Here is a 17,345-nt window from a genome sequence, read left to right on the forward strand (position 1 = left end):
CCAATAAGGGAGAGACAGAATGGCGCAATACGACCTGATCATCCGGGGCGGCACAATTGTCGATGGCACCGGGGCTGCGGCCTTTACCGGCGACGTCGCGATCTCCGGCGGATTGATCGCAGCGGTGGGCCGTATCACCGGCAGCGCGGCGGAAGAAATTGACGCCAGCGGCAAGGTTGTCGCTCCCGGCTTCGTTGATATTCATACCCATTACGATGGTCAGGCCACCTGGGATCAGGAGATGGCGCCGTCCAGCTGGCACGGCGTCACCACGGTGGTGATAGGCAATTGCGGCGTCGGCTTCGCACCCGCCAAGCCTGACCGTCACGAATGGCTGATCAGCTTGATGGAGGGGGTCGAAGACATCCCCGGCACTGCTCTGGCCGAGGGCATCACCTGGGACTGGGAGACCTTCCCCGAATATCTCGACGCGCTGGAGAAGCTTCCTCGCACGGTCGATATCGGCACTCACGTCCCCCATGGCGCAGTGCGCGCCTATGTGCTGGGGGACCGCGAGCAGCCCGGCGCGGTGCCGACCGCTGACGACATTGCCGAAATGAGCCGGATCGTCGAGGAAGGCGTGCGCGCAGGCGCCCTGGGTTTCTCGACCTCGCGCACGGTGCTGCACAAGTCGGTCGATGGCGAACTGGTCCCAGGCACCACGGCGACGCCTGAAGAGCTGATCGCGATCGGCAAAGCCATGGGCCGCGCCCGGGCAGCGGGCGGCCATGCGGTGTTCGAGATCGCCAGCGACCTCAAGCGCGAGTGGAACGAGTTCGGCTGGATGGGGCAATTGAGCCGCGAGGCCGGCATCCCCGTCACCTTCGCCGCGCTCCAGTCCATCGCCAAGGAGCTCTCGCTCGACGAGCAGATCGCCCAGATGCGCGCCGAGAACGACAATGGCGCGAACATCGTCGCCCAGATTGCGCTGCGCGGTAACGGCATCGTGATGGCGTGGCAGGGCACGGTGAACCCCTTCGCTTTCCGCCCGAGCTGGATGGCGATTAAGGAACTGCCTTGGGACGAACAGAAAGCGAAGCTGCTCGATCCGGCGTTCAAGGCCCAGCTGCTCGCCGAGCCCAATGATTACACCGATGCCCCCAAAGATATCGGCGGAGTGGTGATGGCGATCTCGATGGGCTGGACGCTGCAATATGAGATGGACCCCGATTTCGACTACGAACCGACGCCCGAAGCCAGCATCAACGCCCGCGCGGCGGCGGCTGGGGTTTCCCCTCAGGAATATGCCTATGATCTGCTGTGCCGCGATGATGGCAAGGGCTTCATTTATCTGCCGATCCTCAACTATGCGGATGGGAACCTCGATTTCCTGCACCCGCTCCAGCACGCCGACGATACCGTGAACTCGCTGTCGGACGGCGGCGCGCATTGCGGGACGATCTGCGATGCGGCCTCGCCCACCTTCATGCTTGAACACTGGGTCAAGAGCCGCAAGCGCGGTGAGCGCATCAGCCTCGAACAGGCGATCAAGCGCCAGTGTCGCGACACGGCGGTGCTTTACGGGCTTGAGGATCGCGGCGTGATCGCGCCGGGCTATCTGGCAGATCTGAACATCATCGACATGGACAAGCTGAAGCTCGGCAAGCCGTGGCTCGCCTTCGACCTTCCGGCGGGCGGCAAGCGTTTGCTCCAGAAGGCCGATGGCTATGTCGCCACCATCAAGAGCGGCGAGGTCACCTTCCGCGATGGGCAATGGACCGGCGCAGCGCCGGGCGGTTTGATCCGTGGGCCGCAACGGGTGGAGCTGGCCGAAGCGGCGGAGTAATCCGCCGCCCTGAGGCCTTAGCGCCCCGGCCTAGGGTTCGATCACGATCCCCTTGGCCGGGTCGATCTGACCTGCAACCATGGCGGTGAATACAGAGCGGGCTGCTTCCAGACCGGCGTGCCGTTCGATCGCGACTGTGCCGTCGGCAGCCTTCAGGAAGTCGTGCCATGCCGCCGCGACCAACTTGCCCCCCTCCTCGGCCCCGTGCGCCTTGAAGAAGGCCACGGCGTGATCCGGCGCGAAGAACAGCGCAGGCTTGGGGCCGGGCAGCGCCTCGCCGCCTCCGAAGGTCGAGCGCGCTTCGATATGGGTCATGCCGACCAGCGCCGAATGGGCCAGCGCATCTTCGAAATGGCGGTGGATCCGCCCCAGCAGTTCGGCATTGCCCGCAAAGTCGACGCTGACGCTGCGCAGCACCGGAACGCGCTCCAGATCTTCATAGGCGACGACTTCGTCATAAAGCCTGGTCGCTTCGACAAAGCCGACATTGCCCTTCGAGGTGAGGCCGATCCGCTTGACGCCGGGCGATGAATGCCGCGCCACGCTCGCCAGACCCAGCGCGGTCTTGGACGACGCACTGGTGACGATCAGCTGCTCCGCGCCGAACCAGTCCTGCCCGCGCAGGAAGTATTCGATCAGGAAGCCGGTGCGGAACAATGGGCCGAAGATCATCCGCTCCGCTTCGCGCACTGCGTCATGCTCGGGATCGGCGGCGAGGCGCGTGTAGCTGTTGTAGACCGGGCTCATCGGCTGGCGATGATCGGTTGTATCGAGGAAACCGCCCGCCGTCACGCGGCCCGGCACCACATCCAGATGGCTCGCCATCGGCAGGTAGCCATAGACTCGTTCGCCCACCGCGATTTCGGCACTGTTGCTTTCGATCACCCGCGCATGGCCCCACATCGGCACGATGCCGAAGTCTTCGGGCGCGGGGAAGAAGTCCCAATACTTGAAGCTGTCCCCCGCCACCGCATAGGTGATGTTGTTCGCCGTGACCGAGAAGCTCTCGATGGCGAGCCGCACCGCGCCGTCAGCCAGCCGAGCCGGCGGCACTTCCGCCAGCACGGCATCGTTCAGCGCGCCTTTGCGCACGTGAACCTGCATTACATTCATTGGCGATTCCCCTCCTTGCAGGCGGGGATCACACCCGCATCGGCATCAGCACATACAGCGCGCGGGCCTGTTCGTTCTCACGGATCAAAGTCGGCGCGCCGGCATCGGCAAGGTGGAGTTCCACCGTGTCGCTGTCGATCTGGCCGAGGATATCCTTGAGGTAATTGGCGTTGAAGCCGATCTCGAGCCCTTCCGAACGATATTCGGCCGCCAGTTCTTCGGCCGCAGTGCCATTGTCGGGCGAGGTGACCGAGAGCGTGACGCGGTCATGGTCAAGACCGATCTTGACCGCGCGGGTCTTTTCAGTGGCGATGGTCGCGACGCGGTCGACGCCCGAGAAGAACAGCTTCGGATCGACCTTGAGCAGCTTGTCATTCGCGGTCGGGATCACGCGGCTGTAATCGGGGAAGGTCCCGTCGATCAGCTTGCTGGTGAGCACCACGCCGCCTTCGCCGCCCATCGTGAAGCGGATCTTGCTGGCCGACAGGTCGATCAGGACGTTGCTGTCCAGCGCTTCGTCCAGCAGCTTGCGCAGCTCGCCCACGGCTTTGCGCGGCACGATGACGTCCGGCATCCCGGCCGCGCCTTCAGGCCGCGGGATGGTGAAGCGCGCTAGGCGGTGACCATCGGTCGCCGCGGCCTTGAGCAGCGGTTCGTCCTCGTCCGTGACGTGCAGGAAAATCCCGTTGAGGTAGTAACGGGTCTCCTCGGTCGAGATCGCGAACCGGGTGCGGTCGATCAGCTCGGCCAGCAGACGCGCGGGCAGTTCAAAGCTGGTCGGCAGATCGCCTTCAACGATCACCGGGAAATCGTCACGCGGCAGCGTGGGCAGCTTGAAGTTCGACCGGCCCGCCTTGACCTCCAAACGATTGTCGCTGGTGGTGAGGCTGACCTGGCTGCCTTCGGGCAGCTTGCGCGCAATATCGAACAGCAAGTGCGCCGATACGGTAATCGCACCGGGCTGATCCACCGAAGCGGCCGACATGGTTTCGACCACCTGCAAATCGAGGTCGGTGGCCATCACCCGCACAGAGCCGCCATCGCTGGCGTCGATCAGCACGTTGGACAGAATGGGAATGGTGTTGCGGCGTTCCACCACGGATTGAACATGGGAAAGGCACCGCAGCAGCGTCGCGCGTTCGATCGTGGCCTTCATCGCTTGTCCCTATCGGTCCTGTATGTGGCAGAGGGGCGAAGGAATCGCCCTCAAGCGCCGGAATCTGCGTAAAACCTTAGCGCAGGCAACACCACGGGCAAGTTGGCGGCTTTGCGAGGGGCGACTCCGCTGGGGATAAGGCAGGGCAGAAGCCCTCGCCCCCTATCCTAGCATCGCCATTCCGCCGTTCACGTGCAGCGTCTCGCCGGTGACATAGGCGGCTTCACGGCTGGCGAGGAAAGCAACCGCAGCGCCGATTTCCGCGCCCTCGCCCATCCGGCCCATCGGAATGCGGCCATTGATCGCGGCCTGCTGCTTCTCATCGAGCGCAGCGGTCATCGCGGTGCGGATGAAGCCGGGGGCGACACAGTTGGCGGTGATCCCGCGGCTCGCGACTTCCTGCGCAAACGCCTTAGTCATGCCGGTCAGCCCCGCCTTGGCGGCGCAATAGTTCATCTGGCCCGGATTGCCGGTCGCGCCCACCACCGAAGTGATGTTGATGATCCGCCCGAACCGCGCCTTCATCATCGGCTTGGCACTCGCACGCATCAGGCGGAAGCTGGCTTCGAGGTTGATGCGGATCACCTGATCCCATTCCTCGTCCTTCATCCGCATCCCGAGATTGTCACGGGTGATGCCGGCATTGTTGACGAGAATGTCCATCGTTCCGAGCGTATCGAGCATCGCCGGAATGAGCTCTTCGACCTGTGTGGTGTTGCCCAGATCGCAGGTGATTTCGACATGGCCATCGTGGTCGTGGTGGGGATAGGCTTCGTTCAGCTCATCGCGAAACGCGCGCAGTTTTGCCGAATTGGAGCCCGAAAGCGCCAAACGCGCACCTTGGCTTGCCAGCGCATGGGCGATTGCCGAGCCGATGCCGCCAGCAGCCCCGGTGACCAGTGCGTTCATGCCTTTGAGTGAGAACATCACACCATCTCCTTCGCAAAGGCCTCAAGATCGGCCATTGTCACGAGGCTCGTCACCTGTGCTTCCTTGTCGGTCCGGCTGACCATCGGCCCGACCACCTTGCCGCCAAGTTCGACGAAGCTTTCCACCCCATCTGCGCGCATGGCAAGCACGCTTTCGCGCCAACGCACCCGGCCGGTGACCTGTTCGACCAGCAGCGCGCTTTCGGCATCAGGATCAGCGACGGCAGCGGCAGTGACATTGGCATAGAGCGGCAAGGTGAAGGCCTGCGGACGCGTTTCGGCCAGCGCTTCCGCCATACGCGCGGCGGCGGGTGCCATCAGCGAGGAATGGAACGGGGCCGACACATTGAGGATCATGCCGCGCTTGATCCCGTGTTCCTTTACGAGGGCGACCGCCCGCTCAATCGCGCCGGTGTGTCCCGACAGCACGACCTGAGTGGGGTCATTGTCATTCGCGACTTCGCACACTTCGCCTTGCGCGGCAGCTTCAGCCAGCGCCTTGGCCTGATCAATGTCCGCGCCGAGCAGCACGGCCATCGTCCCCTCGCCCACCGGCACCGCTGCCTGCATCGCCCAGCCGCGCAGCTTGAGGAGACGCGCGGTATCGGCAAGGCTGAAGGCGCCGATGCTGGCCAGCGCGGTGTATTCACCGAGCGAATGGCCCGCGACGCAGTTCGCCGCCTGGAGCAGCTTCACCCCGAAGTCGCGCTCCAGCACCCTGAGCGTGGCGATGGCATTGGCCATGATCGCGGGTTGCGCGTTCTCGGTCAGAGTCAGCCGGTCTTCGGGCCCTTCGCGCATCAGCTTCGAAAGGTTCTGCTTCAGCGCCTCGTCCACCTCGCCGAACACTTCGCGCGCAGCCGCGCTGGCATCGGCAAGGTCTGCCCCCATGCCGACTTTCTGACTGCCCTGCCCCGGAAAAATGAACGCGCGCATCGACGACCCTCTTTATGAGTTTTGGGGCGCGCCGTTACGTCCGCGTGGGCGGGCTGGCAAGACCGAAGGGCACAACCCTGTTGGCAGAGGTATGGCCGATCAGCGCGCGGCCGAGGTAGGGAATGCCCGCGCGGTCGCACCAGAAGCGGGCAATATCCTCTTCACTCTGACCGAATTCGACGTAGTTTTCGGGCACATCGGTCACTGAACCCAATCGCAGCCCGGCCAGCCGCGGGAGCGTTCCGGCAAGATGGAAGAACATCCGGTCGATTGCGTAAAGATGTTCGGCCACTTCCTCGACCATCACCACGTGACCGGTCAGATCGGGCATCATCGGCGTGCCCGCAATCATCGCCAGCGTGATAAGGTTGAAGGCTGCGGCAGGTGTGGTGCCGTCAAGGCTCGGCTCGACCCCACTGGTATCGCCGCCAAGCCATTTGAGCACCCGGCGGATCGCCTCCCGCCCGCCTTCCGAACGCGCGCTGACCGGCATCGAACCGTGAACACTCTGCCCGATCCCCGCCCGGTACAGCGCAGCGAGCAGGTAACCGCAGTCGGAGAACCCCACGAAAGTCTTGGCCCGCGCAGCGCCATTCATCTGCGACACCGCCGCCTCGGCGATCCGGTTCGAGCCGTAACCGCCCTTGGCAAACCAGACGACATCGAAGGCAGGGTCGTTGGCGAATTCGAGCAGCGCCGAAAGGCGGCGCAGATCGTCACCCGCAAAATGGCCGGCGCGTTCAAAGCACTGGTCGTGAAAGGTGACGCGGTGACCGGGGAATTCGGCTGCGACCAGCTCTTCGAGCGCGGTCTGTTGCTCGCGGGTGATCGGCGTAGCGGGGGCGCAGATGGCGATATTCGTCATGGCGCACAGCCTATGGCGCTTGTCAGGGGGCGCGCAAGCCAATAACCACGCCCCATATGGATAACGGGCTCAAGGCTGGGACACTCACAGGGCGCCCGCTGTTCTTCTGCGGCATCGGCGGGTCCGGAATGCTGCCACTGGCGCAGATTGCGCAGGGTCTCGGCTTGCCTGTAGCAGGCTCTGACCGCAGCCGTGATCAAGGGCGCACCCCTGAAAAGTTCGCGTGGATGGAGGCCAATGGCTTTCCCCTGTTCCCGCAGGACGGGAGCGGGGTGACCTCGCCCGATCAAGTCCTCGTCGCCTCCGCCGCGATTGAGGATACCGTGCCCGAAGTCGCCCGCGCGAAGGCGCTGGGCTGTGAGCGGTTGAGCCGCGCACAGCTACTCTCGCGCCTGTTCAACGCCGCCGATGTCTCGGTCGCAGTGGCAGGCACCTCGGGCAAGTCGACCGTGACAGGAATGATCGCGTGGATCTTCAGCGAGGCGGGCCGCGATCCCACGGTGATGAACGGCGCGGTGATGAAGAACTTCATCTCGCCGACAAACCCTTTCGCCAGCGCCCGGATCGGTTCGCGCGATCTGTTCGTCAGCGAAGTGGACGAGAGTGACGGGTCAATCGCGCTCTACCGGCCCAGCGTAGGCGTGCTGCTCAACGTCAGTCTCGATCACAAAAGCATTGAGGAACTGCGGGTGCTGTTCGGCGATTACCTCAGCGCTTCCGGCACGGCTGTGATCAACCTCGACAGTGCGGAGGCCGGGAAACTCGCCAGCCGGGCGAACGCGGCGGTGACCTTCGGCGTCAGGGCATGCGATGCCGACCTGACGATCGATCCCGACACAATCGCCCAGACCGACCGCGGTATCGAGGCCGTGCTGATCGACAATCGGCGGCGCGAGACCTTTGCGTTAAGTGTCCCGATGCCAGGGCTACACAACCTCTCGAATGCTCTTGCAGCGATTGCGGCAGCCAGTGCGGCGGGGATCGATATCGCGGATGCCGCCTTCGCCCTGCGCAGCTTTGCAGGTCTGGCGCGGCGGTTCGACGTGATCGGCACCTCGGCCTCGGGCGTGACCGTGGTCGACGATTTCGGCCATAACCCAGAGAAATGCGCCGCCACCTTGCGCACGCTCAAGGCAACGCCGGGCCGGGTGATCGCCTTTTTCCAGCCCCACGGTTACGGTCCCTTGCGCCAGATGGGTGAGGAGCTCGCCCAGACTTTTGCGCGCGAGCTTTCGCCAGACGACATTACCATCATGTGCGATCCAGTTTATTTCGGCGGCACGGTGGATCGCAGCGTTGGCAGCGAGCGGATCACGGAGCTCATCACGGTCAACGGCGGCAGGGCTGAGCACATCGCGCTCCGCGACGACTGCGCCGACCGGATCGTCGCCCTCGCCCAGCCCGGTGACTGGATTGTGGTGATGGGCGCGCGGGACGATACGCTGACGGAGTTCGCCCGATCGATCCTCACCCGCCTGGCTTGAGCCTTTACGCCCGTGCAGTGCGCCACGCTTGGCGGATGCTGGGCGGGGTGGGCTTCGGCGTGCTGCTGGTGGCGACGGTCGACCGGCTATACGGCCACTCGAATATCGCCTTTGCCGCGGCCATCCTGCTGCTGCTGATCACCAATGCGCCGATGCTGCGCTTCAATTGCCCGCGCTGCGGCAAGAATGCCTTTTTCCGCGGTGTGTTCGTGGTCCCCTGGCCCAATCGCGTCTGCTCGCGCTGCCACCTCGATCTGACTGAGACGCATACCCAAAATCGCTGATGGCTGACGGGTCTGCGCAGCGCTAGCATGGCGATAATGCACCCCCGCGATTTCAGCCTCGATACCCTGTTGGCAAATTGCGCCGCGCGCCATGCTCATCGGTTGGCGACGGTTGACGGTGAGCAACGCCTAACCTGGGCCGAGCTCGATGCGCGCGTCACCAACCTCGCCCGATGGCTGCTGGCGCGCGGGATCGGGCCGGGAGACCGGATCGCATTGCTGCTGACCGACGGCGCGCCGTTCGTCACGACGCTGCTGGCGGCGGGGCGGATCGGCGCCATCGCGGTGCTGCTCAACTGGCGGCTCGCCCCTGCCGAAATCGCGTGGATCTGCGGAAATGCCGAGCCGGCCATGACCTTCGTCAACCCGCGCTTTTCCAGCCTTTTGGCCGAGGCCGCAGCAGGTGAAGTCCATCACGTCGACGAAACGCATGCAGTGGGTGGGTTTTTTGAAACGGTTGCCAAAACCGCCCTCGGCTCCACCCCACACGCCTATGATTTTGGACTCAACTTGGCTCCGGATCGCCCGCTTTACATGATGTATACCAGCGGCACGACCGGGCGGCCCAAGGGGTGCCTGCAAGCGGGCAGCGCGGTCGCGGCATCGGCGCTCGGCTTTGCGCAGCATCGCGGCTTTGACCACACCGAGGTGCTGCTTTCGGTCAATCCGCTGTTCCATGTGGTCGGAATGCAGCAATTCGCCGCCATGCTCGCCTGCGGTGGCGCCGGCGTGTTCGCGGGTCGCGATGATAGCAACGCCGCGATCCTCGACCTGCTTCACCGCGAGGGCTGCACCACCACCAGCGCCTTTCCCACGATCTGTTTCCCGTGGCAGGCCATGGAGCCGATCCGCGACGGCGTGATGCCGCTCACCAACTACACCGGGGGCGCAGGCATGGGCCGCCCGCAGATGTATGACTTCATCGAGCGCGAGTGGGACGCCCGCGTCGTCGGCGGCTATGGCCAGACCGAGATCTGCGGCTTTGCGACCTTCATCGATTATCCCGACATGCTAGAAGCCCCACGTTCGATCGGGTGGACGCTGCCGCATGTGACGATGACCGTGCTCGATCCCGACGGGCAGCACCTGCCGCCCGGCGAGGAAGGCGAGCTGTGCCTGCGTGGTCCTTCGGTCATGCTCGGCTATTGGCGCAACCCCGAAGCGAGTGAGGCCGCGCTCGGCCACGGCTGGCTGCGCACCGGCGACTTGGGCACGATGGACGCACGCGGACGCGGCTATCTGCTCGGCCGCGCCAAGGAGCTGATCAAGACCGGGGGCGAGAATGTCTATCCGGCGGAGGTCGACGCCATCTTTGCCGCCATGCCCGAAGTCGCCGACGCAGGTTGCTGCGGCGTGCCGGACAAGCAGTGGGGCGAGGCGGTGAAGGCCTTCGTGGTGCTGAAGCCCGGCCAGACCCTCACCCGCGCAGACATCACCGCCCGCTTCAAGGGCCAGATCGCGGGCTACAAGCGCCCGCGCTATATTGAGTTCGTGGACCAGCTCCCGCGCGATCCCATCGGGAAATTGCTGCGGCGAGAACTCTCGGCAAGGCCGGTGACGCCCGATCAGGCAGCTTGAACCCAAGCGGCAACGCCAAGCACGGATTTGGCCGTTTCGGGCATAGCAACCTGTGACACTGTCCTGACTTAAGATTGACAAGTGTGCCTGTGCGCGCCACTGCGCCGCCCGTCCTGTTCTATCGTGGCAGACCAAACGCTTGCCCGGACCGGACAAATGCACAGTATCAACAGCGCCGCGCGGATCGACGCGGTTATCACCTGGGTCGATGGTGACGACCCGGTGCACAGCGCCAAGCGCCAGCACTATCAGCCGCAAGCACCGCGCAACGCCAACGCCGTCAATCCGCACCGCTGGGCCTGCAATGACGAACTGAGCTATTGTCTGCGCTCAATCGCCAATCACGCGCCGTGGATCGCGCGGATCTGGATCATCACCGACGCGCAGACTCCCGACCTTTCGGCCCTGCCCGCCGAGCTGACCGGGCGGATCGCGATTGTCGATCATTCCACCCTGTTCGCAGGGCACGAAAGCGCGCTGCCGACCTTCAACTCGATGGCGATTGAAACCTTGCTGTGGCGCATCCCCGGGCTCGCCGAACGCTTCGTCTATTTCAACGATGATGTGTTCCTGACCGGGCCGCTGGCGCCGGGCGACGTGTTTCGCGAGGATGCGCCGGTGCTGCGCGGGGCCTGGGTCGATCAGTGCGCGATTGCTGCCGATCCTGCCAGTCGCGATGATCCGGCGCTGCTCAACGCCCTGACCCAGATCAATGCCGCAAATCTGGCGGGCTTCGGCGCGGAGCGGATGTTCCGGGCAGCGCATGTCGTCCACCCGCTGCGCCGGTCAGTGCTGGCGCGGCTCAATGATGAGCACCGACAAGCTTTCCTCGCCAATATCCACCATCGGTTCCGGTGTGTATCGCAGTTTCTGCCGCAGGGCTTGCACAACCATGCCTGCATCGCGGCGGGCGAGGCCGTGGTTCAGACGGCGGAGGATCATCTCCACCTGCGCACGGGCGCGGTGCTGGATTACCCGCTGCCGCAGGTCCGCGCCTATCTCGCCCGCGCGCTTTCGCCGCAGTTCAAATTCCTGTGCGTGAATGATCTGCCGCAGGTTGAAGCCGTGATCCCAGATACGCGGGACTGGATCGAACGCGCCATCGCTGCGTGAGAGGGGCCTAGGAGGCGAGCGCCAGGCGCCCTTCTTCCTCGCGCGCAAATGCCCGCTGGTAAGCTTCGCGCGCCGTCAGCCGGGCGCGATAGGCCTTGAGGCTGTCAGGCACGCCGTCATCCAGCCCCACGCTCTCTGCCAGGATCAACGCATAGCCAACGCATATGTCGGCCACGGTGAAGCGGTCTGCACACAGGAACTCGCGGTTCCTGAGGCGTTCTTCAACCTTCACCAATCGCTTGTGAAACCACTTGGCATAGGCGACCCCTGCCTCGGCGAGGCCCTTGTCCTTCTCGAAGATCGCGAACCGCATGTAGACCGTCTGCGGGAAGGTGATCGTTGCATCGGCGTGGTAGGTGTAGTCGAGGTAAGCCCCGTAATCCCGCTCGCCCGGCGCAATCGCGAGGTCTGTGTAACCGTCGCGAGTGGCGAGGTAATGGGCGATGGCGCAGCTTTCCGTCATGCGCGTTTCGCCATCCACCAGCAGCGGCACCGTGCCGAGCGGGTTCAGCGCCATGAACTCGGGCGCAAGGTAACGCGGCGGGAACGGCAGAATCTTGAGCTCAAGCGCAACCCCCGCCTCCTCGGCCGCCCAGGTCGCGCGCAGGCCGCGTGAGCGGGCGCAGGTGTAGAGAACAAGTGTGGTCATGCGGGCGGGCTTAGTGGGCCTTGTCCGCGCCCACACCCAGCACTTTGTGCAGGACGAAGGCGATGATGCCTCCCAGCACCAGCCCGACCACTGCCGACATCGCGGCATAGGTGAGCCAGCCTGCCACGCCGCCCAGCGCTCCGGCAGCGGCTGCCACTGCGCCTTCTGCTCCGTGAATGACATCGTAGAGGCCGTGGAAGCCTACCTCATGCGTGCCATGGACGATGATTCCGCCCCCGACCCACAGCATTGCCACCGTCCCGATGATCGAAAGCGCAACCAGCAGCTTGGGCACGAAACGCAGCAAGAAGTGACCGACACTTTGCCTCCACGCCTCGGCCTGCTTGGTCAGATAGAGGCCAACATCGTCAATCTTCACGATGATCGCGACCGCGCCGTAAACCGCCACGGTGACGATGATCGCCACCAGAGCAAGCGCAAGGCCCCGCTCCCACCAGCTGGGAAGTTCCAGCGCAGCCAGCGTGATCGCCATGATTTCGGCCGAGAGAATCAGATCGGTGCGGATGGCGCCGGCCACACGTTCATTCTCGAAGGCGACGGGGTCGGTGATCTCGTCCTCCAGAGTTTCCCCGTGCTTCCCGAAGCCGAGTTTCTCCATCACCTTCTCCGCGCCTTCGTAGCACAGGAAAGCCCCGCCCAGCATCAGCAGGTAGATGATCGCTTGCGGCAGGAATTCGGAGAGCAGCAATGCGCCCGGCAAGAGAAACAGCAGCTTGTTCTTCAGGCTGCCCTTGGTAATTTTCCAGATGATCGGCAATTCGCGTGCCGGGGAAAGGCCCGTGACATAGCTCGGCGTGACAGCCGCATCGTCAATCACCACGCCCGCGGTTTTGGAGCCCGCCTTGCCCGCAGCCAGAGCAATATCGTCAATCGAGGCGGACGCGGCGCGCGCGATGACCGCCACGTCGTCAAGCAAAGCGACCAAACCTGATGGCACGACAATCTCCTCTGTTGCGAATCGTTCAACCTGAACCGCTCGCCTGCCCGTCCAGTTCCCGCGCAGCAAGTCTTGCAATTGCGCCTGAAAGCTGTAAGGGCCGCCGCTTCGCATGGGAACCGCCCGGCGATTGTTTGAAGAAAGCCGGAGGGGCCCCGTTCTTGTCGAACGGATAAGCCAGCGATCGGCATGGAGTGAAAGGACGCGAGATGGCTCTGTACGAGCACGTCTTTCTCGCGCGTCAGGATCTGAGCCAGGCTCAGGTCGACGCGCTGGCAGCGCAAGCTACCGAAATCGTCGAGGCCGGTAACGGCAAGGTCACCAAGACCGAAACCTGGGGCCTGAAGTCGCTCGCCTACAAGATCGAGCGTAACCGCAAGGCGCATTTCGTGCTGCTCAACATCGACGCCCCCGGCTCGGTTGTGGCAGAACTCGAACGCCAGACCCGTATCAACGAAGACGTCATCCGCTACATGACCATCCGCGTGGAAGAGCACGAGGAAGGTCCCAGCGTGATGATGCGCAAGAACGAACGCGAGCGTAAGCGCCGCGAAACCCGTGAGGAGCGCGACTGATGGCACGCCCGTTTTTCCGCCGCCGCAAGTCCTGCCCGTTCGCGGCCAAGGACGCCCCGAAGATCGATTACAAGGACGTGCGCCTGTTGCAGGGCTTCATGTCCGAGCGTGGCAAGATCGTGCCGTCGCGCATCACCGCCGTTTCGGCGAAGAAGCAGCGTGAACTGGCTCAGGCGATCAAGCGCGCCCGTCAGATCGGCCTGCTTCCCTTCATCGTGAAGTAAGAGGAGAAGAGACAATGGATATCATTCTCCTTGAGCGCATCGAAAAGCTCGGCTCGATCGGTGACGTTGTCACCGTGAAGGACGGCTATGCGCGCAACTTCCTGCTGCCGCAGAAGAAGGCCCTTCGTGCCAACGACGCCAACCGCAAGGTGTTCGAAGCCAACCGTGAGCGGCTGGTTACCGAGAACGCCGAACGCCGTGCCGCTGCTGAAGCGCAGGGCGAAAAGGTGGCAGGCGCAGAAGTGGTGCTTATCCGCGCTGCTTCGAATGCTGGCCAGCTTTATGGTTCGGTGAGCGTGCGTGACATCGTCGCCGGTCTTGCCGATCAGGGCCACGACGTTGACAAGCGCATGGTCATCCTTGGCGCGCCGATCAAGAACATCGGCATGCATAACGTGACCGTTGCCCTGCACCCGGAAGTGCGCGTCACCGTGAAGGCCAACGTGGCCCGTTCGGACGACGAAGCCAAGCTGCAGAGCGAAGGCGTCGACGTGCTCGCCGCGATGTTCGAAGACGAACAGCGTGAAATCGAAGAACAGGCCGATGCCACTCGCATCGACACCAACCTCGAGCCCGGCGAGATCCCGGCCGAGCTGTTCGACGGCGACGACGAAGACTGACACGCGCGGCCTTTCCGGCCCACATGATGCAAAGAACGGGCGCGGGGATCGGCATGATCCCCGCGCCCTTCTTGTAAACAGACCATGTCTCAAGCAAAGGTTCTGTCGCACAACGATAACAAGAAAGGAGCAGAACAACTGCCATGATCGACATTCCGACCATCCTCACCCAGTTGCAGCAGCATTATGACGAAGCGGTCCGCTGCTTGCGCGATGATGTGATCGCTTTCGGGCGCGACGGCACCTTGCCGGCCCCGTCGAAGCGCACTGACGGCAGCTATGCCTATCCCCAGATCACCTTGCGCTATGCCGGGGTCGGCGCCCAGCGCGATCGCAGCCGCGCATTCGGGCGGTTGGAGATGCCGGGGACCTATTCCACCACCGTCACCCGGCCTGACCGCTTTGCCGAATACCTGACCGAACAGCTCCAGCTGATTGCGGCCGAATACGAGATCGAGGTCACGGTCGAACGCTCGCGTCAGGAAATTCCCTTCCCCTACGTGCTCGATGGCGAGGCTGGTGCCGCGATGGTCGGCATCGCGGCGCAGGATATTGCCGCGCATTTCCCTTCGACCGATCTGGCCCTGATCGGCGACGAGCTGGCCGACGGGATCGAGTTCGATGGCGATCACGATATGCCGCTGTCGCTGTTCGATGGTCTGCGCACCGATTATTCACTTGCGCGGCTCAAGCATTATACGGGCAGCGAAGTCAGCGACTTTCAGGACTTCATCCTGTTCACCAACTATCACCGCTATGTCGATGAGTTCGTCAATTGGGGTGCGCAGCAGATCGGTCAGGACGGCTATGTCGCGCTGACCGGGGCGGCTGGCCTCGACATCCGGGTGGCGACGCCGCACGCGCAGGATCAGCTCAACGACACCGCCTGGCGCAAGCACCAGATGCCCGCCTATCACCTGATCCGCGAAGACGGTCGCGGGATCACGCTCGTGAATATCGGCGTCGGCCCGTCCAACGCCAAGACGATCTGCGATCACCTCGCGGTGCTGCGTCCGCACGCATGGATGATGATTGGCCACTGCGGCGGGCTTCGCTCGACGCAGAAGATCGGCGATTTCGTTCTGGCTCACGCTTACCTGCGCGACGATCATGTGCTCGATCCGGTGCTCCCACCCGAAGTGCCGATCCCGCCGATTGCCGAAGTGCAGCAGGCCATGGCAGCGGCCGCTGAAAGCGTGGCGGGTGTGCAGGGCGCGAATCTCAAGCAGCGGATGCGCACCGGCACGGTCGTCACCACCGATGATCGCAACTGGGAACTGCGTTACTCCTCCTCGGCCAAGCGCTTCTCGCAAAGCCGCGCGATTGCGATCGACATGGAGAGCGCCACCATCGCCACGCAGGGTTACCGCTTCCGGGTGCCCTACGGGACGCTGCTCTGCGTCTCGGACAAGCCACTGCATGGCGAGATCAAGCTGCCCGGTCAGGCCAACAAGTTCTACGAGGAAGCCATCGCGGCCCACTTGCAGATCGGGATCGTCGCCTGCGCGATGCTCCGCGATGAAGGCGATCGGCTCCATAGCCGCAAGCTGCGCGCCTTCAACGAACCGCCGTTCCGTTAAAGAGGCACCGGGCCGCCGTTCCGCAAAGGAGCGGCGGCTCGCTGCTCTCGCCTACAGTTCGTCCCCGCCGCCAGTCAGTTCGATTTCCTTGTTATCAGCGGATTCGGCCGCAATCTTGGCCAGCGTGGCAAGCTCGGTCGAGGTCAGGCTTTCAGGCACCTTGATCACGAAATAGAGCACGTTGCCCCGGATTTCCCAGCTGCCGACCTTGTTGGTGCTCGAATCCTCCAAGAGTACGAGCGCCTTGCTGCCGGTGACCTTATCCTCCTCGATCCGGGCTGCTGGCGCGAAGATTTCGCGGATCGTCATGCCGCTCACGGTCTGCGTGGCGCCAGAGACGAACACGATCTGGGTGCGCCCTTCTTCGGTGTAATCGAACAACAGCTTGTAATCGCCGTCCTTGTCGACCTCGTACTTGAGTCCCTCCTTGTCGAGGCGCGTCGCCACGCTCCGGTCCTGTGCTGCAGCAGGGACCGCGGATACGAGCGCAAGTCCGGTCAATGCCAAGGCCGACAATGACGGGCGGTAACGTGTGGTCATGCAAATTCTCTCCCTCAGGCATGCAGCGATCCCACTCCCCGATAGCGGGTTTGCGGCGGCAGGGCTTGGACCAAATGGTCAGTTGTAAGACGAAATCGGCATTGCATAGGTGCGCGTCGCCAAGGTGACGGGCCGGGAGGCTTCAGCTAGCCTTGGGCGATCAGAACTTGCGGAGAGCCCCCATGACCAGCCCCAGTCTGTCGCGATCAATTGCGGGACGCGTTGCGATTGTCACGGGCGCTGCCAGCGGCATGGGGCGCGCAACGGCGCGGCTGTTTGCCGCCGAAGGGGCGCATGTCGCAGTGGTTGATCTCGACTTGGCGGCCAGCGCTGCGGTGGCGGCAGAGTGCGGTCCTGCCGCACGTCCCTACGCGCTCGATGTGGCGGATGGCAACGCTATCACCCGCACGGTCGCGCAGATTGCAGCGGACTTTGGCCGGATCGACATTCTGGTGAACAATGCCGGGGTATCGAGCTTCTGCGCGCTGGATGATCCCGCTTACGAGGACATCTGGGCCACCGCGCTGGCTGTGATGCTGACCGCGCATCAGCGGATGGTCCGCGCCGCCTTGCCGTGGTTGCGCCAGAGCGACGCTGCCCGGATCGTCAACATCGCCTCCACCGAAGGCCTCGGCGCGACCCCCGGTGATACGCCCTATGTCGCGGCCAAGACCGGCGTGATCGGGCTGACGCGGGGCTTGGCGGTCGATCTCGGCCCGGAAGGCATCACGGTCAACTGTATCTGCCCCGGCCCGATCCGCACCGCGATGACTGATGCTGTCGCCGAGGAGCACAAGGTGATCTTCGCGAAACGCCGCACCGCACTCCGCCGCTATGGCGAGCCGGAGGAAGTCGCGCATATGACGCTGTCCCTCGTACTCCCGGCGGCAAGCTACATCACCGGGGTCGCGATCCCCGTTGATGGCGGACTGATGGCGCGTAACGCCTGATCGAG

18 protein-coding genes are annotated in these 17,345 nt (G+C 63.9%); 10 read left to right on the forward strand and 8 right to left on the reverse strand.

Annotated elements, in window-relative coordinates:
• Positions 1 to 19 precede the first annotated feature (19 nt).
• On the forward strand, positions 20 to 1,786 hold the full coding sequence (locus GVM20_RS12545) for an N-acyl-D-amino-acid deacylase family protein (protein ID WP_166547534.1): 1,767 nt from the start codon (positions 20 to 22) through the stop codon (positions 1,784 to 1,786).
• Positions 1,787 to 1,816: 30 nt separating this feature from the next.
• Here GVM20_RS12545 and GVM20_RS12550 read toward each other — a convergent pair whose 3' ends face one another.
• The 5 genes from GVM20_RS12550 to GVM20_RS12570 form a co-directional block, all read right to left on the reverse strand.
• Positions 1,817 to 2,899, reverse strand: coding sequence for a DUF2855 family protein (locus tag GVM20_RS12550; RefSeq protein ID WP_166547535.1), 1,083 nt, complete (start codon positions 2,897 to 2,899; stop codon positions 1,817 to 1,819).
• Positions 2,900 to 2,927: 28 nt separating this feature from the next.
• Positions 2,928 to 4,055, reverse strand: a complete 1,128-nt coding sequence (gene dnaN / locus GVM20_RS12555; RefSeq protein WP_166547536.1) for a DNA polymerase III subunit beta — start codon at positions 4,053 to 4,055, stop codon at positions 2,928 to 2,930.
• 162 nt (positions 4,056 to 4,217) lie between these two features.
• Positions 4,218 to 4,982, reverse strand: a complete 765-nt coding sequence (gene fabG / locus GVM20_RS12560) for a 3-oxoacyl-[acyl-carrier-protein] reductase (protein ID WP_166547537.1) — start codon at positions 4,980 to 4,982, stop codon at positions 4,218 to 4,220.
• The gene (gene fabD / locus GVM20_RS12565; RefSeq protein ID WP_166547538.1) at positions 4,982 to 5,920 is read right to left on the reverse strand and encodes an ACP S-malonyltransferase; all 939 of its coding nucleotides are present in this window, start codon (positions 5,918 to 5,920) and stop codon (positions 4,982 to 4,984) included. Before fabD ends, fabG begins: the two co-directional genes overlap by 1 nt.
• A gap of 34 nt (positions 5,921 to 5,954) precedes the next feature.
• The gene (locus GVM20_RS12570; RefSeq protein ID WP_166547539.1) at positions 5,955 to 6,785 is read right to left on the reverse strand and encodes an LD-carboxypeptidase; all 831 of its coding nucleotides are present in this window, start codon (positions 6,783 to 6,785) and stop codon (positions 5,955 to 5,957) included.
• A 56-nt stretch (positions 6,786 to 6,841) separates the two neighbouring features.
• On the opposite strand from GVM20_RS12570, the gene GVM20_RS12575 reads away from it, so the two are divergent.
• The 4 genes from GVM20_RS12575 to GVM20_RS12590 all read left to right on the forward strand — a co-directional run bounded on the left by GVM20_RS12575 (position 6,842) and on the right by GVM20_RS12590 (position 11,244).
• Complete coding sequence (locus GVM20_RS12575; RefSeq protein WP_166547540.1) at positions 6,842 to 8,269, forward strand: glutamate ligase domain-containing protein; 1,428 nt, start codon at positions 6,842 to 6,844, stop codon at positions 8,267 to 8,269.
• Positions 8,266 to 8,553, forward strand: coding sequence for a hypothetical protein (locus GVM20_RS12580; RefSeq protein WP_234031990.1), 288 nt, complete (start codon positions 8,266 to 8,268; stop codon positions 8,551 to 8,553). Before GVM20_RS12575 ends, GVM20_RS12580 begins: the two co-directional genes overlap by 4 nt.
• A 36-nt stretch (positions 8,554 to 8,589) precedes the next feature.
• Positions 8,590 to 10,131 carry a class I adenylate-forming enzyme family protein gene (locus GVM20_RS12585; protein WP_166547541.1) on the forward strand — a complete coding sequence of 514 codons (1,542 nt, stop codon included), beginning with the start codon at positions 8,590 to 8,592 and terminating at the stop codon, positions 10,129 to 10,131.
• 156 nt (positions 10,132 to 10,287) lie between these two features.
• Entirely contained in the window at positions 10,288 to 11,244 is a 957-nt protein-coding gene (locus GVM20_RS12590; protein ID WP_166547542.1) for a stealth family protein, read from the forward strand.
• 7 nt (positions 11,245 to 11,251) lie between these two features.
• Here the strand turns inward: GVM20_RS12590 and GVM20_RS12595 are convergent, their stop codons facing one another.
• Positions 11,252 to 11,893, reverse strand: coding sequence for a glutathione S-transferase family protein (locus GVM20_RS12595; RefSeq protein WP_166547543.1), 642 nt, complete (start codon positions 11,891 to 11,893; stop codon positions 11,252 to 11,254).
• A 10-nt stretch (positions 11,894 to 11,903) separates the two neighbouring features.
• Positions 11,904 to 12,851 (reverse strand): DUF808 domain-containing protein, encoded by a 948-nt coding sequence (locus GVM20_RS12600; RefSeq protein ID WP_166547544.1) that lies wholly within the window; start codon positions 12,849 to 12,851, stop codon positions 11,904 to 11,906.
• A gap of 209 nt (positions 12,852 to 13,060) precedes the next feature.
• Here GVM20_RS12600 and rpsF point away from each other — a divergent pair, with 209 nt between their 5' ends.
• From rpsF to GVM20_RS12620, 4 genes are all read left to right on the forward strand, one after another.
• A complete protein-coding gene (gene rpsF, locus GVM20_RS12605; protein WP_069310429.1) occupies positions 13,061 to 13,426 on the forward strand; it encodes a 30S ribosomal protein S6 in 366 nt (121 codons plus the stop codon).
• On the forward strand, positions 13,426 to 13,650 hold the full coding sequence (rpsR, locus tag GVM20_RS12610; protein WP_017665523.1) for a 30S ribosomal protein S18: 225 nt from the start codon (positions 13,426 to 13,428) through the stop codon (positions 13,648 to 13,650). Before rpsF ends, rpsR begins: the two co-directional genes overlap by 1 nt.
• 14 nt (positions 13,651 to 13,664) lie before the next feature.
• Complete coding sequence (gene rplI, locus GVM20_RS12615) at positions 13,665 to 14,270, forward strand: 50S ribosomal protein L9 (protein ID WP_166547545.1); 606 nt, start codon at positions 13,665 to 13,667, stop codon at positions 14,268 to 14,270.
• A gap of 143 nt (positions 14,271 to 14,413) precedes the next feature.
• A complete protein-coding gene (locus GVM20_RS12620; RefSeq protein ID WP_166547546.1) occupies positions 14,414 to 15,850 on the forward strand; it encodes an AMP nucleosidase in 1,437 nt (478 codons plus the stop codon).
• Positions 15,851 to 15,901: 51 nt separating this feature from the next.
• On the opposite strand, the gene GVM20_RS12625 is transcribed toward GVM20_RS12620, so the two are convergent.
• Positions 15,902 to 16,390: a hypothetical protein gene (locus tag GVM20_RS12625; protein ID WP_166547547.1), complete on the reverse strand. Its 489-nt coding sequence runs from the start codon at positions 16,388 to 16,390 to the stop codon at positions 15,902 to 15,904.
• Between the two features lie 182 nt (positions 16,391 to 16,572).
• Between GVM20_RS12625 and GVM20_RS12630 the strand changes: the two genes are divergently transcribed.
• Entirely contained in the window at positions 16,573 to 17,340 is a 768-nt protein-coding gene (locus tag GVM20_RS12630; protein WP_166547548.1) for an SDR family NAD(P)-dependent oxidoreductase, read from the forward strand.
• Positions 17,341 to 17,345 lie beyond the last annotated feature (5 nt).

Origin of the sequence: Porphyrobacter sp. SLTP, assembly GCF_009905735.1 — a bacterium.
Taxonomy (GTDB): Bacteria; Pseudomonadota; Alphaproteobacteria; order Sphingomonadales; family Sphingomonadaceae; genus Erythrobacter.

Excerpts from the sequence above, each read along its gene's own strand:
- rpsR (WP_017665523.1), top strand. The coding sequence starts at position 13,426 with ATGGCACGCCCGTTTTTCCGCCGCCGCAAGTCCTGCCCGTTCGCGGCC.
- GVM20_RS12545 (WP_166547534.1), top strand. The coding sequence starts at position 20 with ATGGCGCAATACGACCTGATCATCCGGGGCGGCACAATTGTCGATGGC.
- GVM20_RS12595 (WP_166547543.1), bottom strand. The coding sequence starts at position 11,893 with ATGACCACACTTGTTCTCTACACCTGCGCCCGCTCACGCGGCCTGCGC.
- rplI (WP_166547545.1), top strand. The coding sequence starts at position 13,665 with ATGGATATCATTCTCCTTGAGCGCATCGAAAAGCTCGGCTCGATCGGT.
- GVM20_RS12630 (WP_166547548.1), top strand. The coding sequence starts at position 16,573 with ATGACCAGCCCCAGTCTGTCGCGATCAATTGCGGGACGCGTTGCGATT.
- fabD (WP_166547538.1), bottom strand. The coding sequence starts at position 5,920 with ATGCGCGCGTTCATTTTTCCGGGGCAGGGCAGTCAGAAAGTCGGCATG.
- GVM20_RS12550 (WP_166547535.1), bottom strand. The coding sequence starts at position 2,899 with ATGAATGTAATGCAGGTTCACGTGCGCAAAGGCGCGCTGAACGATGCC.
- dnaN (WP_166547536.1), bottom strand. The coding sequence starts at position 4,055 with ATGAAGGCCACGATCGAACGCGCGACGCTGCTGCGGTGCCTTTCCCAT.
- GVM20_RS12620 (WP_166547546.1), top strand. The coding sequence starts at position 14,414 with ATGATCGACATTCCGACCATCCTCACCCAGTTGCAGCAGCATTATGAC.
- GVM20_RS12575 (WP_166547540.1), top strand. The coding sequence starts at position 6,842 with ATGGATAACGGGCTCAAGGCTGGGACACTCACAGGGCGCCCGCTGTTC.
- GVM20_RS12590 (WP_166547542.1), top strand. The coding sequence starts at position 10,288 with ATGCACAGTATCAACAGCGCCGCGCGGATCGACGCGGTTATCACCTGG.
- GVM20_RS12625 (WP_166547547.1), bottom strand. The coding sequence starts at position 16,390 with ATGACCACACGTTACCGCCCGTCATTGTCGGCCTTGGCATTGACCGGA.
- GVM20_RS12570 (WP_166547539.1), bottom strand. The coding sequence starts at position 6,785 with ATGACGAATATCGCCATCTGCGCCCCCGCTACGCCGATCACCCGCGAG.
- rpsF (WP_069310429.1), top strand. The coding sequence starts at position 13,061 with ATGGCTCTGTACGAGCACGTCTTTCTCGCGCGTCAGGATCTGAGCCAG.
- GVM20_RS12585 (WP_166547541.1), top strand. The coding sequence starts at position 8,590 with ATGCACCCCCGCGATTTCAGCCTCGATACCCTGTTGGCAAATTGCGCC.
- fabG (WP_166547537.1), bottom strand. The coding sequence starts at position 4,982 with ATGTTCTCACTCAAAGGCATGAACGCACTGGTCACCGGGGCTGCTGGC.